Consider the following 16,561-nt stretch of genomic DNA (forward strand, 5'->3'; position numbering starts at 1 on the left):
ATAGATGTTAATACCTTACAATTAGTTGGGAAGTAAAGTCAATTATGTTGGAAGATTCATACTCCAATGCGCAACATTAAATATCCACTAGATCTGATTATGCCTGTATGATCCGTTGGATTAATTGCCATATTACAGCCAGCGTTACCAGTGCTGATAGTTAACGTATTGATCACACGACCATTCGCATCATTTCCTGTAACTGACTTGCTCAATACTGTGCCTACAAATTTCATGGTCGACCCTTCCGCCCAATAGGCCGTTTCAATTCCCTCTGCATCCGTACCAAATGCCGTAGCGGACATTGGGTTGAAAAACATCGTTCCACTTGTTGTGTATGCTGTCTGTGTAATTCCACTTTTCCTGATAGGCGAAACAAACGTATACGTCTTTGCAGATTGAATTGTCAATACAGGACCTGTTGCAGCGAAACCTAAAGATTCAAAGTTTACAAACTGCAAGTTATTGGTCCCGTCTAACGATGGTGTGGACTCATGGTAATGTCCTTGCATCGGTGCGTCATCGTAAACATTATTTTGTGATACAACGGCTTGTAGGAAGTTTGAAACATTAACCCCTCCGCGCTCTGATATCCCCCATCGGTATCCCGTGCCAAGCACCATATTTGAGATTATCTTTGCTTTGCAATAAAGGCTGTTTGTTATAGCTGAATCCATTTCGAGTTGGACCCCGTATAACTGTGCATCTGTTCGAGAATTGGAATCCGACATTATAATTTGATTCGCGCTTATTAAAATGTCCTTAAAGCTATCGGCTCTTATGATTTTAGCCTCTGCATAACCACCTCCTTGACAGGAAAAGCGCACGGTATTGTTACAAATAGCAGCGCTAATACCATTACTTACACGGATAGCAGAAATGTAATGAGCGCTAGTGGAGTCTCTGATATCCATATCAATGGCATTTTCCGATACCAGAACATTTTTGAAATTGGCAAATGTGCTTGGCATCGTAGAGCTGCCGACAAAAATTGCTGCTCGCATCTTACCTGTTACGATATTGCTGGAGATAGATATGTTTTCAAACTTGTTTGTTGGATCACCAACTAGGTAGATTCCTGCACTGTTTATATTGTTGAGTTCTATCTTGTTATCTTCAATATCTGCAGTTGATATTGATGTGTCTTCGTCATTTCCTATCGCGATCTGTCCTTTAGCGGTGCTTGCACAAACAATTATATTGTCTACTACACTCAAGTCCTCTATAGTTGACTTTCCATGTCCAATTTGTAGTATCAATTCAGACATCGAAGTGATATTATTCCCCTCAATAGTCACATTGCTAGGATTTGTATCATCTAATAACAGACCCCAGATGCCAAGCCCTTTCGCCCGGTCAATCTGGATAGTGGCACTCCCATAGGTATCTTGTAAGTTATTACACATGCAATCCCTAATGGTGACATTCCTTGAACCGCAAACATCCACAAAATGCTGATCATGATTTAAAGATCCAACCCGCTCAATTAGCACATTATCCGCATGCCCCAATGCAATTAGATCCCCATATGTTCTAGGAGTTGCAGTAACATCACCATCAGTAATCGTGAAATTCCGTAGTGTGATGTTGCCCGCTGCTTTATATTCACCTTTTGTGTCGTAGTCCTTGTTAACTAACAACACTCCGTCCTGATTACGTTCACTTTCCAGCCTTTTGAGGATGGTGACACCCATGCCAGAACCTTCAATTGTTACTCCAGCTGGAATGAGGATACAAGCTTTACTATGAACGCTTTTCGCTAGGCTTAGAAGGAAGGTACCCGCACCGAGAACAAGTTTTCCGCCGCCTACGCTCTCAAGATAATTAAGCGCATTTTGAATGGCCTGTGTTTGGTCCGTGTTGTTGCCAGTGGCTCCAAACATATCTGACGTAACCACGAATTTAGTCACCTTATCCAAATTTCCTTTTGTTGAGCCAGCAAAGGTGTCTATTGCGCGCCAGTTGTCGTTCATCATCGTCTTAATGTCAAAAAAATCATTCCCGTCTGCCACAGGGTCTTTCATATATAAGCTCAAATTAGGTGTATTACTAGCCAATCGGCACGCCTCCCGCAAAATTATTTAATGGAGTACTGTTTATTGCATTAATCGTCATCGTATGGTGTATTTCACGTATGACAAGATACCGGAACTGATATCTCACTTCTAAATGCGCCGGCTTTATTTCTTCTATGGCATCTTTTAAATCTTGGAGGTTCGGCGGCAATCCTAGTGTTCCTATAAAACGAATCACAAAATAATACTCAGACGGAAACACAGTTACATCAACCTCGCCACGATCATAGCTATCTGCCACATTTTTGATCATGCTAGCTGACACCTTGCCGCTCCCGCGCATCTTAGAGATAACCACGCTGCGGCGCTGCTCGATTGGTTTAGAAGGCATGGAGACTATTTTTAGATCCTTCTCCCAATACTTAATGCCCCAGGTTGCTGTCTCCGGGTGAAACTGGCGGAATGTATCTACTAACGCTGCATTCAGCTTGTCGAACTCGATATCTTCCGTATTTGTGATTTCAACAAATTCTTGAATTTCCTCATAATAGTCCGGCAAGTATGACATTAGTTTTTTAGACATGCACGTCCACCGTCCCAAGCACGGCAACCGAATCCAATGGTACTTGGATATTGCTGGTCACTCCGTTAATGGTTAAATCAAAGTAGTCGATAACAGGCGGCACGTCTAAGATAAAGTTTGCTATCCGAGTAATTCGTACCAGTGTATCGGTATCGTTAAAGGCCAAGCCTTCGAGATGCTTTGAAATGCTGGCCTCCAACTGCTCTTTGACATCTTCGGGTGTCGCATCCCGTGCCAACTGTACTCGCACACTGACGTTTATAGGCACCTCACGAGCTCCCACAACCGTAACCACTGGTCCGATTGGAGCGGCCCCCTCGCCGTGTCCATCCTGTGTAGGGTCTATATATTTTTGTGCGGCTTGGACGACTGCCGCCGAAGGAGCACGCTTGTTATTATCCAAGACGACTACTTTAACCGTTCCAGGCCCGTTCCAAAGCGGAAAAGTTTTCGCATCCCCGACGCCAGATACCTCCCGAGCCCATACGACATATTGGTTTTTATTTGCACTCGTGATGGGCTTCGTAACCTTATCCTGGTATCGGTCATAAAGCGCTGTACCTGTTTCAGTATCCTCACCGGACACCAACAGGTCGACCAACTCAGCACGCGCCAGACCGTTTATAAAATCAATCGGCAACAGTGCACCCGAAAATTGATTACCTATTACGCCAGCCGTTTCGCACTCCACAACAAACTGGCCAACACCCAATTTACTGAGCACGACATAGTTTAGATCCTCGATGCTGTAGCGGCTACCGATAGGTACATCCATCAACGCCCCCTGGTTGTCGTAAAACTTGCCGCGCCACTGCGCCTTTGTCGCTGCCTTACGAGTTATACCGGACCACGCTACAGCCGAGTCCAAATATTCCTCATTTTCAGCGTTAGGAAATATCAAACTTATGTTTGTATCCAGCTCCGCATACATTTGCGCCAATTCCGTAGCAGCCGGGGCCAGTGCATCATATATAACACTTCCCTCCCGCTTGTCCATGCTGTCCGGTATATGAGCAAGCATGCGTTCTAAAATAGTTTCAAACGTTTGACCTTCATACAATGCCGCCCACCCCCGTTGTATCTCTAAAATTCCCTTGCGTTGTTATCACTTCAAATTCGGCCAGAACATCGCTGCCGTTAAATGTGAATTGGAAATCACGTACATCCGTGATCCTGTCATCTGCAAGCAGTGCTTCACGGACCAACCGTTTTAATTCTGTCTGCACAAATAACCGGCTCTGCCCTTGCAGCCGGTCTATCTCAGCTCCGTAATCATCGGAGTATATGAGATTTTCATAACGTAATGTCTGGAGTATCTTATATACTACTTGTCGCATAGCCTCCAAACCGTCCACAATACCGCGTGCGCGCCCGTTTGTGAAGTCTAAGGCATATGTCTTGGTGGGCATTTCTTCCTCTTCAATTTCCTCGTCTACGATGCTACCGCCCTCTGGTATCATGGTGTCACCAACTTATCCAGCACGGCAAACTGTTGACCACCTTGCATGCGTAGTAAGAGCACGGCATCGCCTACCTTAAGGCCTTCCCGGATCACCAACACATCAGGCAAAGCGGTTTGAGTGGTCTTTGTTGCCGTCTCAGTAGGAGTCTCGTCTTTATATACGTGGCTATGTGTAAGACTAACCTCATAACGCGTTACCCGCTCAGTGATTAATAAAAAATCCTCGTCCAACACCAAGCGCTGATCCACGGTTATTTCAAGCGGAGAGACTGCTGTAACCTGTCCAAGCATGCCTTCGCTGGGCTTTGAAGCTTTCATAGTTTCCAACGCCATTTTTTGTAATTGTTTGTACATTAAATCACCTTCAATTCGAGTGACATGGTATGTTCCATCCCTGAAAATTTATGTGTACATGAATCTACCAAGTAAACTTGGCTAACCTTCAAATCATCAATAAACACAGGCACATAGCATCCGGCCCGGATACTCAAGTCCCCCATAGCATCGATGCTTAAGCTTTTGCTTTCTCGGTTGTGTAATGTGAGCAAGTTTTGCGCTTTTTGTTTTATTTGAGCCGCATTCATCTTCTCGTCTACTTTGTCATAGAGTTGAAGCTTACCCCACTTTTTGATATTGTTGCTGTCCTGGTAAACGAAGGCATCTCGTTTACCGCTCTTTTTATTGTCCTGCACCAGCTTTACATAGTTGTACGTCTCGCTGTCTATGGACTTTTTAAGCGCGTATCCGGTCATTAGGCTGCCGTCACCCACCGACACCGATACAAGCATGTCCGCGGCCCGTTTAAGAGCCAGAGCTCCAAAGTCGTCGTAGAACACATAGATGGTTCCGGTAGACATAAGTGTTTGGTCTATAGCCTTATAGATGATATCTAATAGCTTTTGGTTATCCTCGACCATAGCAGGTATTTTGTATCCTGTATCGGCAATCATTCCGGTTTTCAGCTTAAAATCCTCTGCAATCCGCTTGATTACTGCCCCAGCAGTCAAGTTTTTGAAAACGTATGTGTCGTTTGCATTTAAGTAGCGGATTTGGTCGTAAGCTGTAATCTTCATGTCTGATTTTTCTGACTGCTCAACGCTAAAGACATAGCCGTAAAATATCTTGTGCTTACCCTTGGTTATCCGAACAATATCCCCGTTCTGCACCTTAAACTTTTTATTTTGGTAGATACCATCTCTAACAAGCGTGATATCTATGCTTCCTGGGCTCCCGGTGCGTTCGGTCTTCCAAGTTAATTCAGACACCAGCCCGGAGGCATTTTCCTTGCCCGCCATCGCCTCGCCGGACACCTGCCACACGTTGCCATCGCGGTTGTCGATAAAAATATCCATGCCATCACCCCGGCAGTCTTAGCACTTGCCCAACCTTTAGCCGTTTGGCCTGTGCATTTGTAATCTTGTTGAGTGTTTGAATCTCCTTGTAACGGGACCCGTCACCCAAGTTCTTCTTAGCGATAATCCAAAGTGTATCGCCTGCTTTCACCTTTACCGATTTAGGCTTAACTCTCTCACTTGGTCGCTTTGCTTTGGTTTTTGTCGTAGTCGTCTTTTTTGTGCCTGCCTTGGTTGTGGTCTTCTTAACTTTGGCCTGCACAGCGTTGTAAAAAACGTACTTTTTGAATGATATTGTGTACTCGATATCCGATGTACCCGCTACTGGCTTCCACTCGAATTCCTCGATGGTAACCGGCATATTAATAGCAATCTCCTGTGGACTCTTCTGCGCGCCCGGATCAGAACTTATGGCGGAATAAATAAAGCGGATGGGCCGCTTGGCATCCATCCACTTGTCTATTAAAGCTATATATTCAGGTATAGGCCGCAATTCGTTCCCATTAACAAAGGGGTATGCCTGACCGGGAAAGAAACTGTCAAACGATATTTCCGTCAGTTTTCGCCCTTGGATAGCGTTTATTTCATCGCCGCCCACAATCTTATACGTGGAGCCGTCGCCAGCTTCTTTTATGCTCATTTCTGGCGGATTGACCGGGATACGGAATGCTTCTTCTCCGTTGTTGTAACTCAATAGTATGGCGTGTTCTGTCGGCAAGGTATCACCTCCGTGCAAAAGGAATAACCCTCATTCTGTCGAATAATGGTAGTTGTCTGGACTAACCATTACTTGATGAAAGAGGGTTTAAAATGAACAAATTTGAAATTGAACTGCTTAAAAATGCGTTCCACAACCTTCAAAACAATGGAGTTGCGGAAGCAATTTTTCAAATGAAAAATGGAGATGACTGGCTTTATAATTCCGAGGCCCTTAAGTATTTAGCCGAGGAAGGCTACATTTCAGTGAGTGAAGACTTTGACCCAGATGAGAGCAATGTTTTCGTCATTACTCAACCGGTTAAATATTCACTCACCGACAAAGGCGTGGAATACATTAAACAATATTTGAAAATGTAATTTCCCAAGGGAACGATAAGGTTACTACAACTTGTCGTTCTGCCTTTTTTAGGTCTAGGCTACGAAAATGAGGCAGGAGTTCTTCAGTGCTCGACTGTTTCAATTCCGAAAGCAGATACTCAAACGCATGGAGTTTCGCCTCATCATCAGTAGCACTTGGATTGTCATTTTGGAATCGAACTGCTACATCCACTACCTTTTTAATATCCATTGTCATCATCACCTTCCCTTTTACGTATACACTCCCTGTGCTGTAGAAACAAATTGTTCTTCTAGATGATCACCAATCTTTTTGATGATCGTGTCAAGATCCGCCCCACTGTTAATGTCACCTGTTCTGACTTGGATTGTAGGCGTGAGATAGTTGTAATTCTGTATGGACTTCATCTCTGCGAGGTCCCGCATCACTTTCAGGTCTTCGCTTGAAATATCTACTTTGTCCTCGATCTTGCCGACTTTTCCTACCTTGCCGACCTTACCGACATTGTTGCCGTTTTGTTTTGGCATTTTAGGCACTTTGTAGGCACCGCCGCCGAGATTGTTTGTCAATTTACCAACTGATTTTGTAAAGTTTGTAGCAGCTTTATAACCCTTATTGAAATTCCCGCCAATGCTCATCATGGACATTTTATACTTGTCGAAATTAACAACGTTTTTATCGGTTGTTGGTTTAGCAGGGCCAACACCATCCGTAGTGATATGCGCAACTGCTTGTATACCAGTATCAGTTACGCTGTTTATCTTCTGGATTAGCCAGTTAATTCCGTCGATAATGTCGTTAATAAGTTGGTTGAAGAACGTGGTGACTGTTTGAAAAAGATTATAAAACAGTTTTTTTATTGCATACACTGGGTCGATAAAAATATTTACGAGAAACTCTGCAAAACTTAGAATCACATTCCAAACCAGCGCTACTTGGTTATTAATAAATGCAAAAAGTCCATAGAACACACCAGTAACAAATCCTATAACTTCACTTGTAGATACCCCGAATTTGTTGAGTATTGTTATGATACCTATAATCCCGGCAACAATAAGAGCTAACGGCCACACGGCGATAATCCAATCTACGGCAAATCCAATAGCCACAGCAGCCGCTACCACACCCAGTACCAATAGAGTGTTTTTCACCAAGTCCCAGTTGTTCATTAGAAATTGCACTACGCTTGATGTGACTTGAGCTATCATGGTCATACCGGTCTGTATGCTACCGAAAAATTGGTCAAACTTGCCTGAAGCAAAAGCTTTATTGATAACATCAAACAAAGGGGCAAACGCGTTTACCGCAGCATTCCCGGCTTGAGCTAAATTGAATTTAAACGTGTTCACAAGTTTCTGCCATTTCGCAGCAGGAGAATCCAACATTTTTTCAAAAGCTTTTTCTGACAGGTTTTGCTGTATCAGGAGTTTATCCATGCCTTTGATGAATCCTTCAATGTCGCCTGCTTTACCAGCCTTGAGAGCATCGCTATTTTTGATCATTCCACGCCCGATATTAAAACGTTCGACGATGGATGTGTAATCCCCGGATAGCAACTCCTTCATCGAAAACGCTGCTCCCTCAAGTCCTTCCATTGGGTTAAGCTTAGCAAGACGCATAGACAACTTATTCAATTGTGCCAGTTGCTTAGGATCAAGTGTAGAGGACATGAATGACATAGTTCCTGATAAAGCTTGCTGTACGTCTTGACCAGCGGCTAATGCCTGTTTAGTAATCGCATCATAAATAGCGTTACCCAAGGCTTCCGATCCTGAACGGGCAACAAATGTACTAATCATCTGTTGTTGCTCCATTGCTCCACCCATTACAGTTTCAAACAGACCTTTGGCTGCGGCAATAGATACATAAGCAGCAGCGATGTTCCTAAGGTTACTTAGCATTCCCTCGGAGTTGCGTCCGCCTTCTCGTAACCTGCGGTTTAATTGATCTTGCAACTGGTTTATCTTCTGCTCCAACCTTTCAATTCGCTGCAATGCATTCTGCAACTCTGCTGCATTGGCGCCGCTTGTCGTTCGCAGTTGACGCACAACACGAATGAGGCGCAACACAAGCATTTGCAAGTTACCAAACATAGCTTCGAGCGAAGCGGGCAATTGGATTTGTATTCGAGCATGTATTACTCTAAGTTGGCTTTGTATACGTTGCCTAATCATATGCACTTGGTTCATTAATATAGCTTCATTGGCGATTTGGATATCAAACCTCATATGTGCATTTGTGGCAGTTCTTAGCCTTTCCATGTGCCTAGTTGTAGCTTGCACAGCATTATTAATTGCACTAAGACGGTTGGAAAAGTTATCGTAAAGTTGCAAAGTCGACTGTACAGTAGCCATGTTCCCTCCTTTCCAAATAAAAAAGCACCCGAATGGGCGCCTAATTATTTCTTTTTTGCTGGCTCAAAGGTTGTAACCTTGTCACCAACAGTTATTTTTTTCAGTTTTGAAGAATACTCCGCTTGTGCGTCCAGATCTAAAGAAGGTTTTTCCCCTTTAGTAAGCTTATGAGAACTATCAAATATCACAACATCACCTAAAGTACCTCCATTTTCAGACCACGCTTCTTTAGCATATAATTCCTTAATAATTTCGGCTGCTGATTGATTGGTTACAGTACCTTTCGTTTGCTGGATGTAATAATAACGAGAACCATCAACCCGGTATAAAACCTTGAAAGGTGTCTTACTCTCATATTTTTGCGCTAAAGGCGTAAAATCTTGTTTATTCGTCTTCTGATCTGTTACCGAACTAGCAGTTTGTGTCGCCTGCGGTTTTATTGCCCCTGTGCTTAATCCGATCAACAGGAGTATAAAAAAGGGAATTACTATAATTGCAAACCATTTCAGCGCCTTCAATTGCCCTTTTTGTCTTTCTTTCCTCTTTTCCTGCTTATATTGTTTTTTCGTTTCTTGCCATTCGCCGTAATTAGACATAATGACCCTCCTGAGTAGGTATATTTTGCCATTATTCTATCAACCCGCTCAGAAAGAGTAAATCATTTATTTAGTTTTGCTGCCTCTTTCTTTTCGTTTTCTATACGTTCTTTGATCATGGCGTATATCACTCCACGCTCAGTGACAGACATCTTCATCAAATCTTGAGGCAATATTCGTAATTTGTGGAGGGCATAGTACGCGAAATTTGCGTCCGCATCGCCCTCCTCCATTAGTTTTTTGTTTCTTCCATAACCTTGTTGATATCTTGATCGTAACCGTTAAGCTCCTGCACCTTTTCCAACAAAGTAGCAAACTCACCAGACAAAAGCATTTTATTAAGCAAATTGTCAGCCCCAACAACACCATAGTTCTCTTGCAACTCGGCATCTTTCAGGTTAGGATACACTACGCTTTCTAAAACTAGCTTAGTGGTGTAATCGTCTGGGTCAATTTCAGGAACCTTCATTCCCCCTTTGCCCTTCTGTGTTTTTGTACAAGACTTTCTAATGTCTTTGTTTCGTTCTTCTGAAATACCTTGGATCTTCCAAAGAATAGGTTTACCGTCTTCATCTTTAAATCTTTCAGAAACAACAATCTCTTGTGTAATATCTACTGCAGCATTCTCTTTAAAAAACGCGCTAAATTGACTCATTATTTTTATCCCCTTTTATTTAAAATATTTTAGTTACCGCCCAATACAGGTTTATTAAAACTATCCTGCAAGCCGACCCCAGAAAAAGTAAAGTCCAAATCTTCGTCCAACAATTGAGATTCAGTATCCAACTTAGCAATAATAATGCTGCTTATATTGACATTCTTGAGCGTCACGGTTTGTTTGCCGATCGAGGAAGTCGGGTCTTCGTTGATGATAACCAGATCAAAGTAGGTATCTTTCCCTGTGGTCACGTAATCCAGCATCATTTGTCTGAACAACGAGGTCACATAGTAAAAAGTCATCGATCCCGTACCCTTCCAGCTACCTGCTTTATTCTGATCCCCCAGATACCCCAATACTTTTACTTCTGTCATGTTTTTCTCGATCTTTGCCTCGAATTTCTTGCAGTAGGCCATTTCCTCTACACTACCGTTTATGGTGGCGTATAATCGACCCTGCTGGCCTGAAATAGTATCTTTTGCTTGTAACCATTGCGGCATATTATCTCGCCCTCGCTAACTGATAGATTTTTTCAATGCTGTCCACTGGCTTAACGTAATACTCAGCATAAATAGCATCTTTATCTGTACCGGGTACGATCGTTACGTCTGTTTGAGGATTGAACTCCTCAATTGCTCCAATTTGTTGATTAAGCTCAAATAAGGAGATGGCTTCTTTTTTGACAATATTCCGACCATCAGCATTGTTATCAACTTTGCCGATGTAGGACTTTTCAAAGACTTTTTGCAAATCAGTCTTGATTCCATCCAATGTACGAATAACACGATTTTTGCGAAAATCTTTATTCTTTTTAGGCGTAAAGCTACGGAATGTATTGATATCCTGCTGTACTTTGGCCTTGCCACCCTTATAGATAAAAAAGAATTGACCGCTCTGGACACCTGTGATTGCTTCACGGTTGGTGAATCTTACATCTACATCTACAGCATCATCGTAGTCAGCGTAAGTGAGGGATTCGTTAACGTTGGCCGCCGCTGTTGCAGCTGCGACCCAAGCGACTGCTTTAACCTTATCGATCACCGTACCATCTGAAAGAATTACGCCGTTAGTGACGTTTATTACTCCTTCGCTGTCGGCCGCGCTATAGTTTGGTAGTACCACCTGTACATTTTTGCCCTCATCATTGCGCAGGCGATTAACGTAGGTAGTATACAAAGGCTTAAGCGTTGCGTCGTCATAAGGTACGCCTACGGTGTTGAAATCCTGAGTCTCAATGGCTGCCATATAATCCGAGTGGTCTGCGTTGATTGCCGTACCGTCAGTCCCGCCAGTCAGCGGCGCTCCGGCCGTAGCTACCAACGTCTTATCTGTGCCAGATGCCTTGAATGTCACCCAATCATTCGCTACCAGGCCGTCAATATCAGCTGCCTTTTGCGCGTCCATTTCCTTACCCTCGACCAATGTCCGAACATTAAAGATCGTAGGCGTGTCAATGTCAGATTGGATCACAATCGAAATGTCATTGCCTCTCACACCGTCATACTTCGCCGTAGCGACAAGATTACCGCTTGTGACTGTAGCCTTTGTCCCTTGATTTAGGCGGTACACCAACAACGTTTTCGCGCGCTTAAGAGCCTCCTTAACCAACAGAAGGCTCGTGTGTGTGATGTCATATCCCAAAGCTTTTGAAATGTCATCGCCAGCATCTATTGTGATTATCTGTTTCACTGGCCCCCAGCTTAATGTCAACGGCAGAGTAACAACGCCGCGATCACTTAATGTGCCTAGCGGTTTAGGCTCGGAAACGACGTTGGTATAAACGCCGGGTAAATCCTCGTTCTGTGTAACCCATGTGCCGGCCATTATTCAACCTCCTTCTTCAACCAATCAGCGAGAATCCGTCTGGCCTCACTAATGGTGTAATTCTGTCCATCCTCAAGCAGGACGTTCAGTGTATCTTTTTCAATCTGTGTAAACTGCTGTGAATCTTGAAATTGTTCTTTGGCAAAACGGGGTTCTACCGAAGCTACGGGCGCTGCCGTTTCTTTCTTTGTAGGTCCCACAGCAGGCGTTGCCCCGGTTTCTGTTTCTTGGTTATCAGCCACGTATACCAGCCTCCTGTTTTAAAGTCTTCATTTTTGTTTCTGGCCCCTTTGGACGCATCAAATGTACATTGACGTCAATAAAGAAATGCAACACATCATCAACAATCTGGTGTTTCATCCCTACCGCTCTGTACAGGCTGCCTTCCCATTGGATGTACTCCATTTCCTCGTAAAGCCTATCCGCTACTGCTTCGCATTCACGGCGCTTCTCCGGGTTGTCTGGGTCCGGGAAATAATGAATATCGAAACTATCAGTCCGCATGTAACGGCGATTAAATTCCCGGTTCTGCGCTCCATCAATAATCAACACAAAAAAGCACGGTTCCTTGAAACCCTGCTCAATTCTTTCGTCGTACACTGGGACACCCGTTCGAAAGGTGCTCAGGTACTTCAATATTCCGTTTTTTACATCTTCCATTGCATCACCTCAGGTGGTCTTCCATAAATCGTTTCAGCTTACGGTCCATTAGTGCAGGCAACTCACGCTCCAACTCTCGTTCAGAGATGGTGAGCATGAATCTACCTTCCACCCAGCTCGTGTGTAGCCGTGTGCGGTGCCCATATTCCACATAAGGCGCGTACTCAATGGGATTAAATAACTCAATGCTATAGCCGCCCCCTACACGCTCCACAGGCCCCAACTGCCAATTTCGCCGGAGCATACCCGTATCTACTGGAGTACGTGCCACCGTCTTAGCTAGTAGCCTGCTGGCAAGTTCTCTTATGCAGTCCTCGACGAATCGCGGGTAATCGGCTTGCATCTTCCGCAAGCTCTTCCCTAACTGCTCGAACTCGCTAAAATCGAACTCAGCAAAACTCATGCCTTACCAACCCGCTTCATTTTTACCTCTTGATGGGTTGGGTATATGAAGGGCTCTCCCGATTGCTGAAACTCATAGCTCATACCGTCTTGAGTAACAAAGATACGGCTGCCGGACGGAATAACAATATCAGGCGCAATAAACAGCTTACCGTCATATGCGACATCATTGTTCGTGTCCATTTGGGCCGCGCTTGGCAAAGACGCTTGAGACAATGCACACGGCTGGTTGTCGAATATAATGCCCTTTGTGGGCCGTTCTACGCCTGTTACGGGGTCTTTGCGGGTTGTCTGTCCCTCTACCCGGCAAACACCCGTATAGGTCATTTCAAGCAGCCTGCGTTCTATTACGGGATTGCCTAATTGCATGACTACCACCTCAATCTACGGAATGCGTTGAGCTGCGTGGCATACGACTTAATGAAAGCCGTACCCTCTACGCCCTTCTTGGCATATGCAGCAAAATTAAACTGCACATCGCCGCGCTTGACACTTTGGACGTTCAACTCAGCTTCTCCAGCTGTTGCAGGCTCTGCAAACTGGTTGAGGTAATAGTCCTTAGCAATCAGCAGCATCGTATTTTCCAGTTGCTCCGGTATGTCGGATATGTTGCAGTAGTTCTTAATGCCGTCAATGGTGAAATTCAGTGAGAACGATAACTGCACATCCTTACCCGTTTCGGTCACCGGCAGGCCTAGCAAGATTTTAAACTTAAGCAAAAGTGCCTCAAATCTTATGCGGTCCATATTACTCACCAGCCGCTTTGATTTTCTCCAGGATTTCATCCTTTTTAGCGGCTTCGCCAAGATCAATCGAGTTCTGTTCAGCGTAATCCTTCAGCTGCGCCATATTCATCTTGTTAATATCCGTTTCCCCGGGTACTTCTGGAACTTCTGTATCAGAGCTGATAACTCTATCAGCGATCAGGCCCAGCACATGTTTGGGATCTACCTCAATTTCCTGTCCCTTGATATAAAATTCGCCACCATACTTTGCACTATTTGTAAGAGTCACTTTCACTCTACTCACTCCTCCCAAAATAAATAGGAGAGACGATTGTCTCCCCCTTAGTTAACTTTAGCGATAAAGATGTTATTCATTTGTTCAAACGAAGGCATTACGATTTCAGATACGATCGTATTGACGTTTACTGGATGCGGCTCTTTGTAAGTTGTTACTGCCACGCCTGTATTGACGATTTGTACCTGAGCATCTGTACCGCCACTCATCAAATCGGCTTCCTCAGGTGTAGTCCCATACCACGTATTGCCTAGTGTATTAGCTGGGATAAGGGTAAAGTAATCATCAGGGTAGAAGAGTCCTGTTGTGCCATCTTGTAAAGCGAACTTCTTGTTGTATACAGCTACAGTAAGCCCCAATTTGCTGAAAAGATATTGTTTCATCATGGAGTCGGTCATAATAATGTTTTGACCGCCAACAGGATTCATGTCCAATCGAATAGTTTTATTATTTAGAATGTAATTCCACGTTTTCCGTGTGCAAATAGCATTCTCAGGACGTACACCAGTGTCATCCTCGACTAGATCCTGCCACGTTTTGATGTCTTGAATGATTGGAGCATCAGGATTACTCCATTTAGCATCCGCCGTAAGTGTGGTTTTGTGCTCATCAGACATTTTGTAATCGTATTTGTATTGCTGACGATTGGCCACAATGTCGATCCGGCCCAATGAAAGTAATTGCATGATCATTCGTTCAGGTACCACTGTAGCACCATCAATCAGCGTTTTTCTATCATCGTAAATCTTTTGTATGAGTGTTTGATAGTATGCTGCATTAGGAGACGCTAAGAGTCTTAGCAATTCTTGACGCTCTGTTTCATCAATGTTCATACCTTCACGGAAAAACGGCATTTCGGTTTTAATTTCTTCAAAGCCAATTCGGTCTCTCAATGTGGCTTTGGCATCAAATGCAGATGGTTGAAGGGATACCGGCAAGCCTCCCGCCCCTTTAATCCATTTCAAGTCTAGCCCTTGTTGCTTTTTCGCTGGGAACAATGTTGCTCCCAAGTAAGGAATTGCGTTCGACGCTGTCTCCTGATAGTAGGTAGTAATATTCTCGGCTGTTACAAGATCAAAAATAGTTGGCATGTCTTCACCTGTCCTCTCTTATTTCAAAAATGTGATTTGTTTGAGTGCTGTAATTTCTTCTGCTGTTGGTGCTGTTGGAATTTTGCCCAGATCTACAAACCCGTGAATCATCAATGCTCCCGGTGCAGGGCCATAAGTTACATCAACATCTTCAAATAGCACACCTTCCGCATTAGAAACCCCAGTGGTTGTGACTGCTTTTTTGCCCAGCTTCGTAATATCATTCAAAATACCATTGCCGATAATCGTTCCAGCAGGGACGATTTTCTTTCCATCCGAATTAGCAGTAATCCCCTCATCGTCCACCGTAATAGCTAGGTTCACATAATGATCAGGGAATTTGGTGATCCCCTTTTTGTTACCGTATTTAGTGACCACAAATTTACTCATTTTCTCATCCTCCTGTTATTGGAAATACGACTCGCGCGCTTTAGATAGGTCGCCGTTATCTGCCGACTTATTCTGCGCAGCTATCTTCCCATAGTTTGTTTTGCTGTCGCTCGGGTCTTGCTTTCCGCCTGACCAGTCCGCTGGTGTAGCACCTTTCGGTTGAAATCCTGGTTTCGGGTCCTCTTTTGGAACAAACAAAAAGTCATCGCTTTCGCGAAGGCCTGTGAGTTGGTCGTCCAAACCGCTTTTTATAGCACCGTTGTCGTCCAATTCGATTTTTGTTTTGTCCAGTAGCTTCGCAACAATATCAGCGTTATGGACCTGACCACTCAAAGCCATCTTAAGCGCCGTGTTCAAGCGCAGTTCCTTCATATCAGCTTCGTACTTGTCGGTAGCAGCTTTATTGTCTGCCTGAAGCTTTGTAATCTGATCCTGTAGCGCTGGCACATCCCCTGCGGCCTTCTGCAAATCGGTCAGTTGCTTATCGCGTTCCTTCAAATCACCTTCAAGTTGCTTCTTAGCATCATTTATTTCATCAAATCGATGCTTAGGCACATATCCGATGTACTTTTCCTCAACCCCCTTTGTAATAGCTGTGATTTTGTCCGCCGGAACACCTTGACTCTCCAGCAATTCTCTTAGCCAATCCATATATACCGCTCCTTCATCTTCGTTTTTTAACCTGGTCTCGACCAGTGATGTCTTGTGTTTTACGCCCACAATACCAAACGGCGATAATAAGAATTCAGTTGTACTACTGTGCCCTTCCTGATTCAGATAAAAGCAGTGCTTTTTGTTCGACGTATGGAATATCACTTTCATCCAACAAAACGTTAAATGTGTTTATTCCGTCTGGAAAAACGCCAAATGTCTCCGCGAGTTTGACTGTAATTGCCTCGGCCTGCTCAGGGCTAAATTCCTTTTCGATAATCAACTTGCCTTTTTCACTCACTTTGAAATGCCATTCAACCTTAGAAGCACCCTCGTCTTCAAATCCTATTACTTTTTTGAGAATGTCCAATGTCTCTTGCCGTGAAAGTACATCTGACGATTTCAAACCATTACCCATTTATATCATCTCCCTGTCCTGTCACCTG

Annotated in this window: 24 protein-coding genes; 1 reads left to right on the forward strand and 23 read right to left on the reverse strand. The window is 44.0% G+C overall.

All coding sequences use genetic code 11. From position 1 onward, the window contains the following. Positions 1–56 precede the first annotated feature (56 nt). From JO375_RS21835 to JO375_RS21865, 7 genes are read right to left on the reverse strand one after another with little or no spacing between them, the layout of a single operon-like run. Positions 57–2,057, reverse strand: coding sequence for a glycoside hydrolase family 55 protein (locus tag JO375_RS21835; RefSeq protein ID WP_229526432.1), 2,001 nt, complete (start codon positions 2,055–2,057; stop codon positions 57–59). Further along, complete coding sequence (locus JO375_RS21840; RefSeq protein ID WP_229526433.1) at positions 2,050–2,598, reverse strand: YmfQ family protein; 549 nt, start codon at positions 2,596–2,598, stop codon at positions 2,050–2,052. The genes JO375_RS21835 and JO375_RS21840 overlap by 8 nt, the downstream gene beginning before the upstream one ends. Continuing rightward, the gene (locus tag JO375_RS21845) at positions 2,591–3,658 is read right to left on the reverse strand and encodes a baseplate J/gp47 family protein (RefSeq protein ID WP_229526434.1); all 1,068 of its coding nucleotides are present in this window, start codon (positions 3,656–3,658) and stop codon (positions 2,591–2,593) included. Before JO375_RS21845 ends, JO375_RS21840 begins: the two co-directional genes overlap by 8 nt. After that, on the reverse strand, positions 3,651–4,058 hold the full coding sequence (locus JO375_RS21850; protein ID WP_229526435.1) for a DUF2634 domain-containing protein: 408 nt from the start codon (positions 4,056–4,058) through the stop codon (positions 3,651–3,653). Before JO375_RS21850 ends, JO375_RS21845 begins: the two co-directional genes overlap by 8 nt. Continuing rightward, positions 4,055–4,393, reverse strand: a complete 339-nt coding sequence (locus tag JO375_RS21855; protein ID WP_229526436.1) for a DUF2577 domain-containing protein — start codon at positions 4,391–4,393, stop codon at positions 4,055–4,057. Before JO375_RS21855 ends, JO375_RS21850 begins: the two co-directional genes overlap by 4 nt. A gap of 20 nt (positions 4,394–4,413) precedes the next feature. Then, positions 4,414–5,412 carry an XkdQ/YqbQ family protein gene (locus tag JO375_RS21860; protein WP_229526437.1) on the reverse strand — a complete coding sequence of 333 codons (999 nt, stop codon included), beginning with the start codon at positions 5,410–5,412 and terminating at the stop codon, positions 4,414–4,416. A 4-nt stretch (positions 5,413–5,416) separates the two neighbouring features. After that, a complete protein-coding gene (locus JO375_RS21865) occupies positions 5,417–6,130 on the reverse strand; it encodes a LysM peptidoglycan-binding domain-containing protein (protein ID WP_229526438.1) in 714 nt (237 codons plus the stop codon). A gap of 92 nt (positions 6,131–6,222) precedes the next feature. Between JO375_RS21865 and JO375_RS21870 the strand changes: the two genes are divergently transcribed. Continuing rightward, positions 6,223–6,489, forward strand: a complete 267-nt coding sequence (locus JO375_RS21870) for a hypothetical protein (protein ID WP_229526439.1) — start codon at positions 6,223–6,225, stop codon at positions 6,487–6,489. Here JO375_RS21870 and JO375_RS21875 read toward each other — a convergent pair. From JO375_RS21875 to JO375_RS21950, 16 genes are all read right to left on the reverse strand, one after another. Beyond that, positions 6,467–6,700, reverse strand: a complete 234-nt coding sequence (locus tag JO375_RS21875) for a hypothetical protein (RefSeq protein ID WP_229526440.1) — start codon at positions 6,698–6,700, stop codon at positions 6,467–6,469. The genes JO375_RS21870 and JO375_RS21875 overlap by 23 nt on opposite strands. A gap of 20 nt (positions 6,701–6,720) precedes the next feature. After that, positions 6,721–8,823: a hypothetical protein gene (locus JO375_RS21880; RefSeq protein WP_229526441.1), complete on the reverse strand. Its 2,103-nt coding sequence runs from the start codon at positions 8,821–8,823 to the stop codon at positions 6,721–6,723. 44 nt (positions 8,824–8,867) lie between these two features. After that, a complete protein-coding gene (locus tag JO375_RS21885; protein WP_229526442.1) occupies positions 8,868–9,419 on the reverse strand; it encodes a hypothetical protein in 552 nt (183 codons plus the stop codon). 232 nt (positions 9,420–9,651) lie between these two features. Then, positions 9,652–10,074, reverse strand: a complete 423-nt coding sequence (locus JO375_RS21890) for a phage tail assembly chaperone (RefSeq protein ID WP_229526443.1) — start codon at positions 10,072–10,074, stop codon at positions 9,652–9,654. A 29-nt stretch (positions 10,075–10,103) separates the two neighbouring features. Then, entirely contained in the window at positions 10,104–10,577 is a 474-nt protein-coding gene (locus JO375_RS21895) for a phage tail tube protein (RefSeq protein ID WP_229526444.1), read from the reverse strand. 1 nt (position 10,578) lies between these two features. Then, positions 10,579–11,901 carry a phage tail sheath subtilisin-like domain-containing protein gene (locus JO375_RS21900; RefSeq protein WP_322098769.1) on the reverse strand — a complete coding sequence of 441 codons (1,323 nt, stop codon included), beginning with the start codon at positions 11,899–11,901 and terminating at the stop codon, positions 10,579–10,581. After that, positions 11,901–12,143: a hypothetical protein gene (locus tag JO375_RS21905; protein WP_229526445.1), complete on the reverse strand. Its 243-nt coding sequence runs from the start codon at positions 12,141–12,143 to the stop codon at positions 11,901–11,903. The genes JO375_RS21900 and JO375_RS21905 overlap by 1 nt, the downstream gene beginning before the upstream one ends. Then, positions 12,136–12,561, reverse strand: coding sequence for a phage tail terminator family protein (locus JO375_RS21910; RefSeq protein ID WP_229526446.1), 426 nt, complete (start codon positions 12,559–12,561; stop codon positions 12,136–12,138). Before JO375_RS21910 ends, JO375_RS21905 begins: the two co-directional genes overlap by 8 nt. A gap of 4 nt (positions 12,562–12,565) precedes the next feature. Continuing rightward, on the reverse strand, positions 12,566–12,964 hold the full coding sequence (locus JO375_RS21915; RefSeq protein WP_229526447.1) for an HK97 gp10 family phage protein: 399 nt from the start codon (positions 12,962–12,964) through the stop codon (positions 12,566–12,568). Then, positions 12,961–13,332, reverse strand: coding sequence for an ABC transporter ATP-binding protein (locus JO375_RS21920; protein ID WP_229526448.1), 372 nt, complete (start codon positions 13,330–13,332; stop codon positions 12,961–12,963). The genes JO375_RS21915 and JO375_RS21920 overlap by 4 nt, the downstream gene beginning before the upstream one ends. Before the next feature lie 2 nt (positions 13,333–13,334). Next, positions 13,335–13,709, reverse strand: coding sequence for a head-tail connector protein (locus JO375_RS21925; RefSeq protein ID WP_229526449.1), 375 nt, complete (start codon positions 13,707–13,709; stop codon positions 13,335–13,337). 1 nt (position 13,710) lies between these two features. After that, entirely contained in the window at positions 13,711–13,983 is a 273-nt protein-coding gene (locus JO375_RS21930; RefSeq protein ID WP_229526450.1) for a hypothetical protein, read from the reverse strand. 47 nt (positions 13,984–14,030) lie between these two features. After that, positions 14,031–15,074, reverse strand: coding sequence for a major capsid protein (locus JO375_RS21935; protein ID WP_025720216.1), 1,044 nt, complete (start codon positions 15,072–15,074; stop codon positions 14,031–14,033). 18 nt (positions 15,075–15,092) lie between these two features. Beyond that, positions 15,093–15,464, reverse strand: coding sequence for a hypothetical protein (locus JO375_RS21940; RefSeq protein WP_229526451.1), 372 nt, complete (start codon positions 15,462–15,464; stop codon positions 15,093–15,095). 15 nt (positions 15,465–15,479) lie between these two features. Continuing rightward, positions 15,480–16,115, reverse strand: coding sequence for a phage scaffolding protein (locus JO375_RS21945; RefSeq protein WP_229526452.1), 636 nt, complete (start codon positions 16,113–16,115; stop codon positions 15,480–15,482). A 103-nt stretch (positions 16,116–16,218) separates the two neighbouring features. Beyond that, entirely contained in the window at positions 16,219–16,533 is a 315-nt protein-coding gene (locus JO375_RS21950) for a hypothetical protein (protein ID WP_229526453.1), read from the reverse strand. Positions 16,534–16,561: the final 28 nt, after the last annotated feature.

Source organism: Paenibacillus farraposensis (genome assembly GCF_020736845.1).
Taxonomy (GTDB): Bacteria; Bacillota; Bacilli; order Paenibacillales; family Paenibacillaceae; genus Paenibacillus; species Paenibacillus farraposensis.

Bases quoted from the DNA above. Each gene is read 5' to 3' on its own strand.
- JO375_RS21850 (WP_229526435.1), bottom strand. From the start codon at position 4,058: ATGATACCAGAGGGCGGTAGCATCGTAGACGAGGAAATTGAAGAGGAA.
- JO375_RS21875 (WP_229526440.1), bottom strand. From the start codon at position 6,700: ATGGATATTAAAAAGGTAGTGGATGTAGCAGTTCGATTCCAAAATGAC.
- JO375_RS21920 (WP_229526448.1), bottom strand. From the start codon at position 13,332: ATGCAATTAGGCAATCCCGTAATAGAACGCAGGCTGCTTGAAATGACC.
- JO375_RS21915 (WP_229526447.1), bottom strand. From the start codon at position 12,964: ATGAGTTTTGCTGAGTTCGATTTTAGCGAGTTCGAGCAGTTAGGGAAG.
- JO375_RS21870 (WP_229526439.1), top strand. From the start codon at position 6,223: ATGAACAAATTTGAAATTGAACTGCTTAAAAATGCGTTCCACAACCTT.
- JO375_RS21950 (WP_229526453.1), bottom strand. From the start codon at position 16,533: ATGGGTAATGGTTTGAAATCGTCAGATGTACTTTCACGGCAAGAGACA.
- JO375_RS21855 (WP_229526436.1), bottom strand. From the start codon at position 4,393: ATGGCGTTGGAAACTATGAAAGCTTCAAAGCCCAGCGAAGGCATGCTT.
- JO375_RS21840 (WP_229526433.1), bottom strand. From the start codon at position 2,598: ATGTCTAAAAAACTAATGTCATACTTGCCGGACTATTATGAGGAAATT.
- JO375_RS21885 (WP_229526442.1), bottom strand. From the start codon at position 9,419: ATGTCTAATTACGGCGAATGGCAAGAAACGAAAAAACAATATAAGCAG.
- JO375_RS21880 (WP_229526441.1), bottom strand. From the start codon at position 8,823: ATGGCTACTGTACAGTCGACTTTGCAACTTTACGATAACTTTTCCAAC.
- JO375_RS21890 (WP_229526443.1), bottom strand. From the start codon at position 10,074: ATGAGTCAATTTAGCGCGTTTTTTAAAGAGAATGCTGCAGTAGATATT.
- JO375_RS21940 (WP_229526451.1), bottom strand. From the start codon at position 15,464: ATGAGTAAATTTGTGGTCACTAAATACGGTAACAAAAAGGGGATCACC.
- JO375_RS21945 (WP_229526452.1), bottom strand. From the start codon at position 16,115: ATGGATTGGCTAAGAGAATTGCTGGAGAGTCAAGGTGTTCCGGCGGAC.
- JO375_RS21935 (WP_025720216.1), bottom strand. From the start codon at position 15,074: ATGCCAACTATTTTTGATCTTGTAACAGCCGAGAATATTACTACCTAC.
- JO375_RS21910 (WP_229526446.1), bottom strand. From the start codon at position 12,561: ATGGAAGATGTAAAAAACGGAATATTGAAGTACCTGAGCACCTTTCGA.
- JO375_RS21900 (WP_322098769.1), bottom strand. From the start codon at position 11,901: ATGGCCGGCACATGGGTTACACAGAACGAGGATTTACCCGGCGTTTAT.
- JO375_RS21895 (WP_229526444.1), bottom strand. From the start codon at position 10,577: ATGCCGCAATGGTTACAAGCAAAAGATACTATTTCAGGCCAGCAGGGT.
- JO375_RS21925 (WP_229526449.1), bottom strand. From the start codon at position 13,709: ATGGACCGCATAAGATTTGAGGCACTTTTGCTTAAGTTTAAAATCTTG.
- JO375_RS21860 (WP_229526437.1), bottom strand. From the start codon at position 5,412: ATGGATATTTTTATCGACAACCGCGATGGCAACGTGTGGCAGGTGTCC.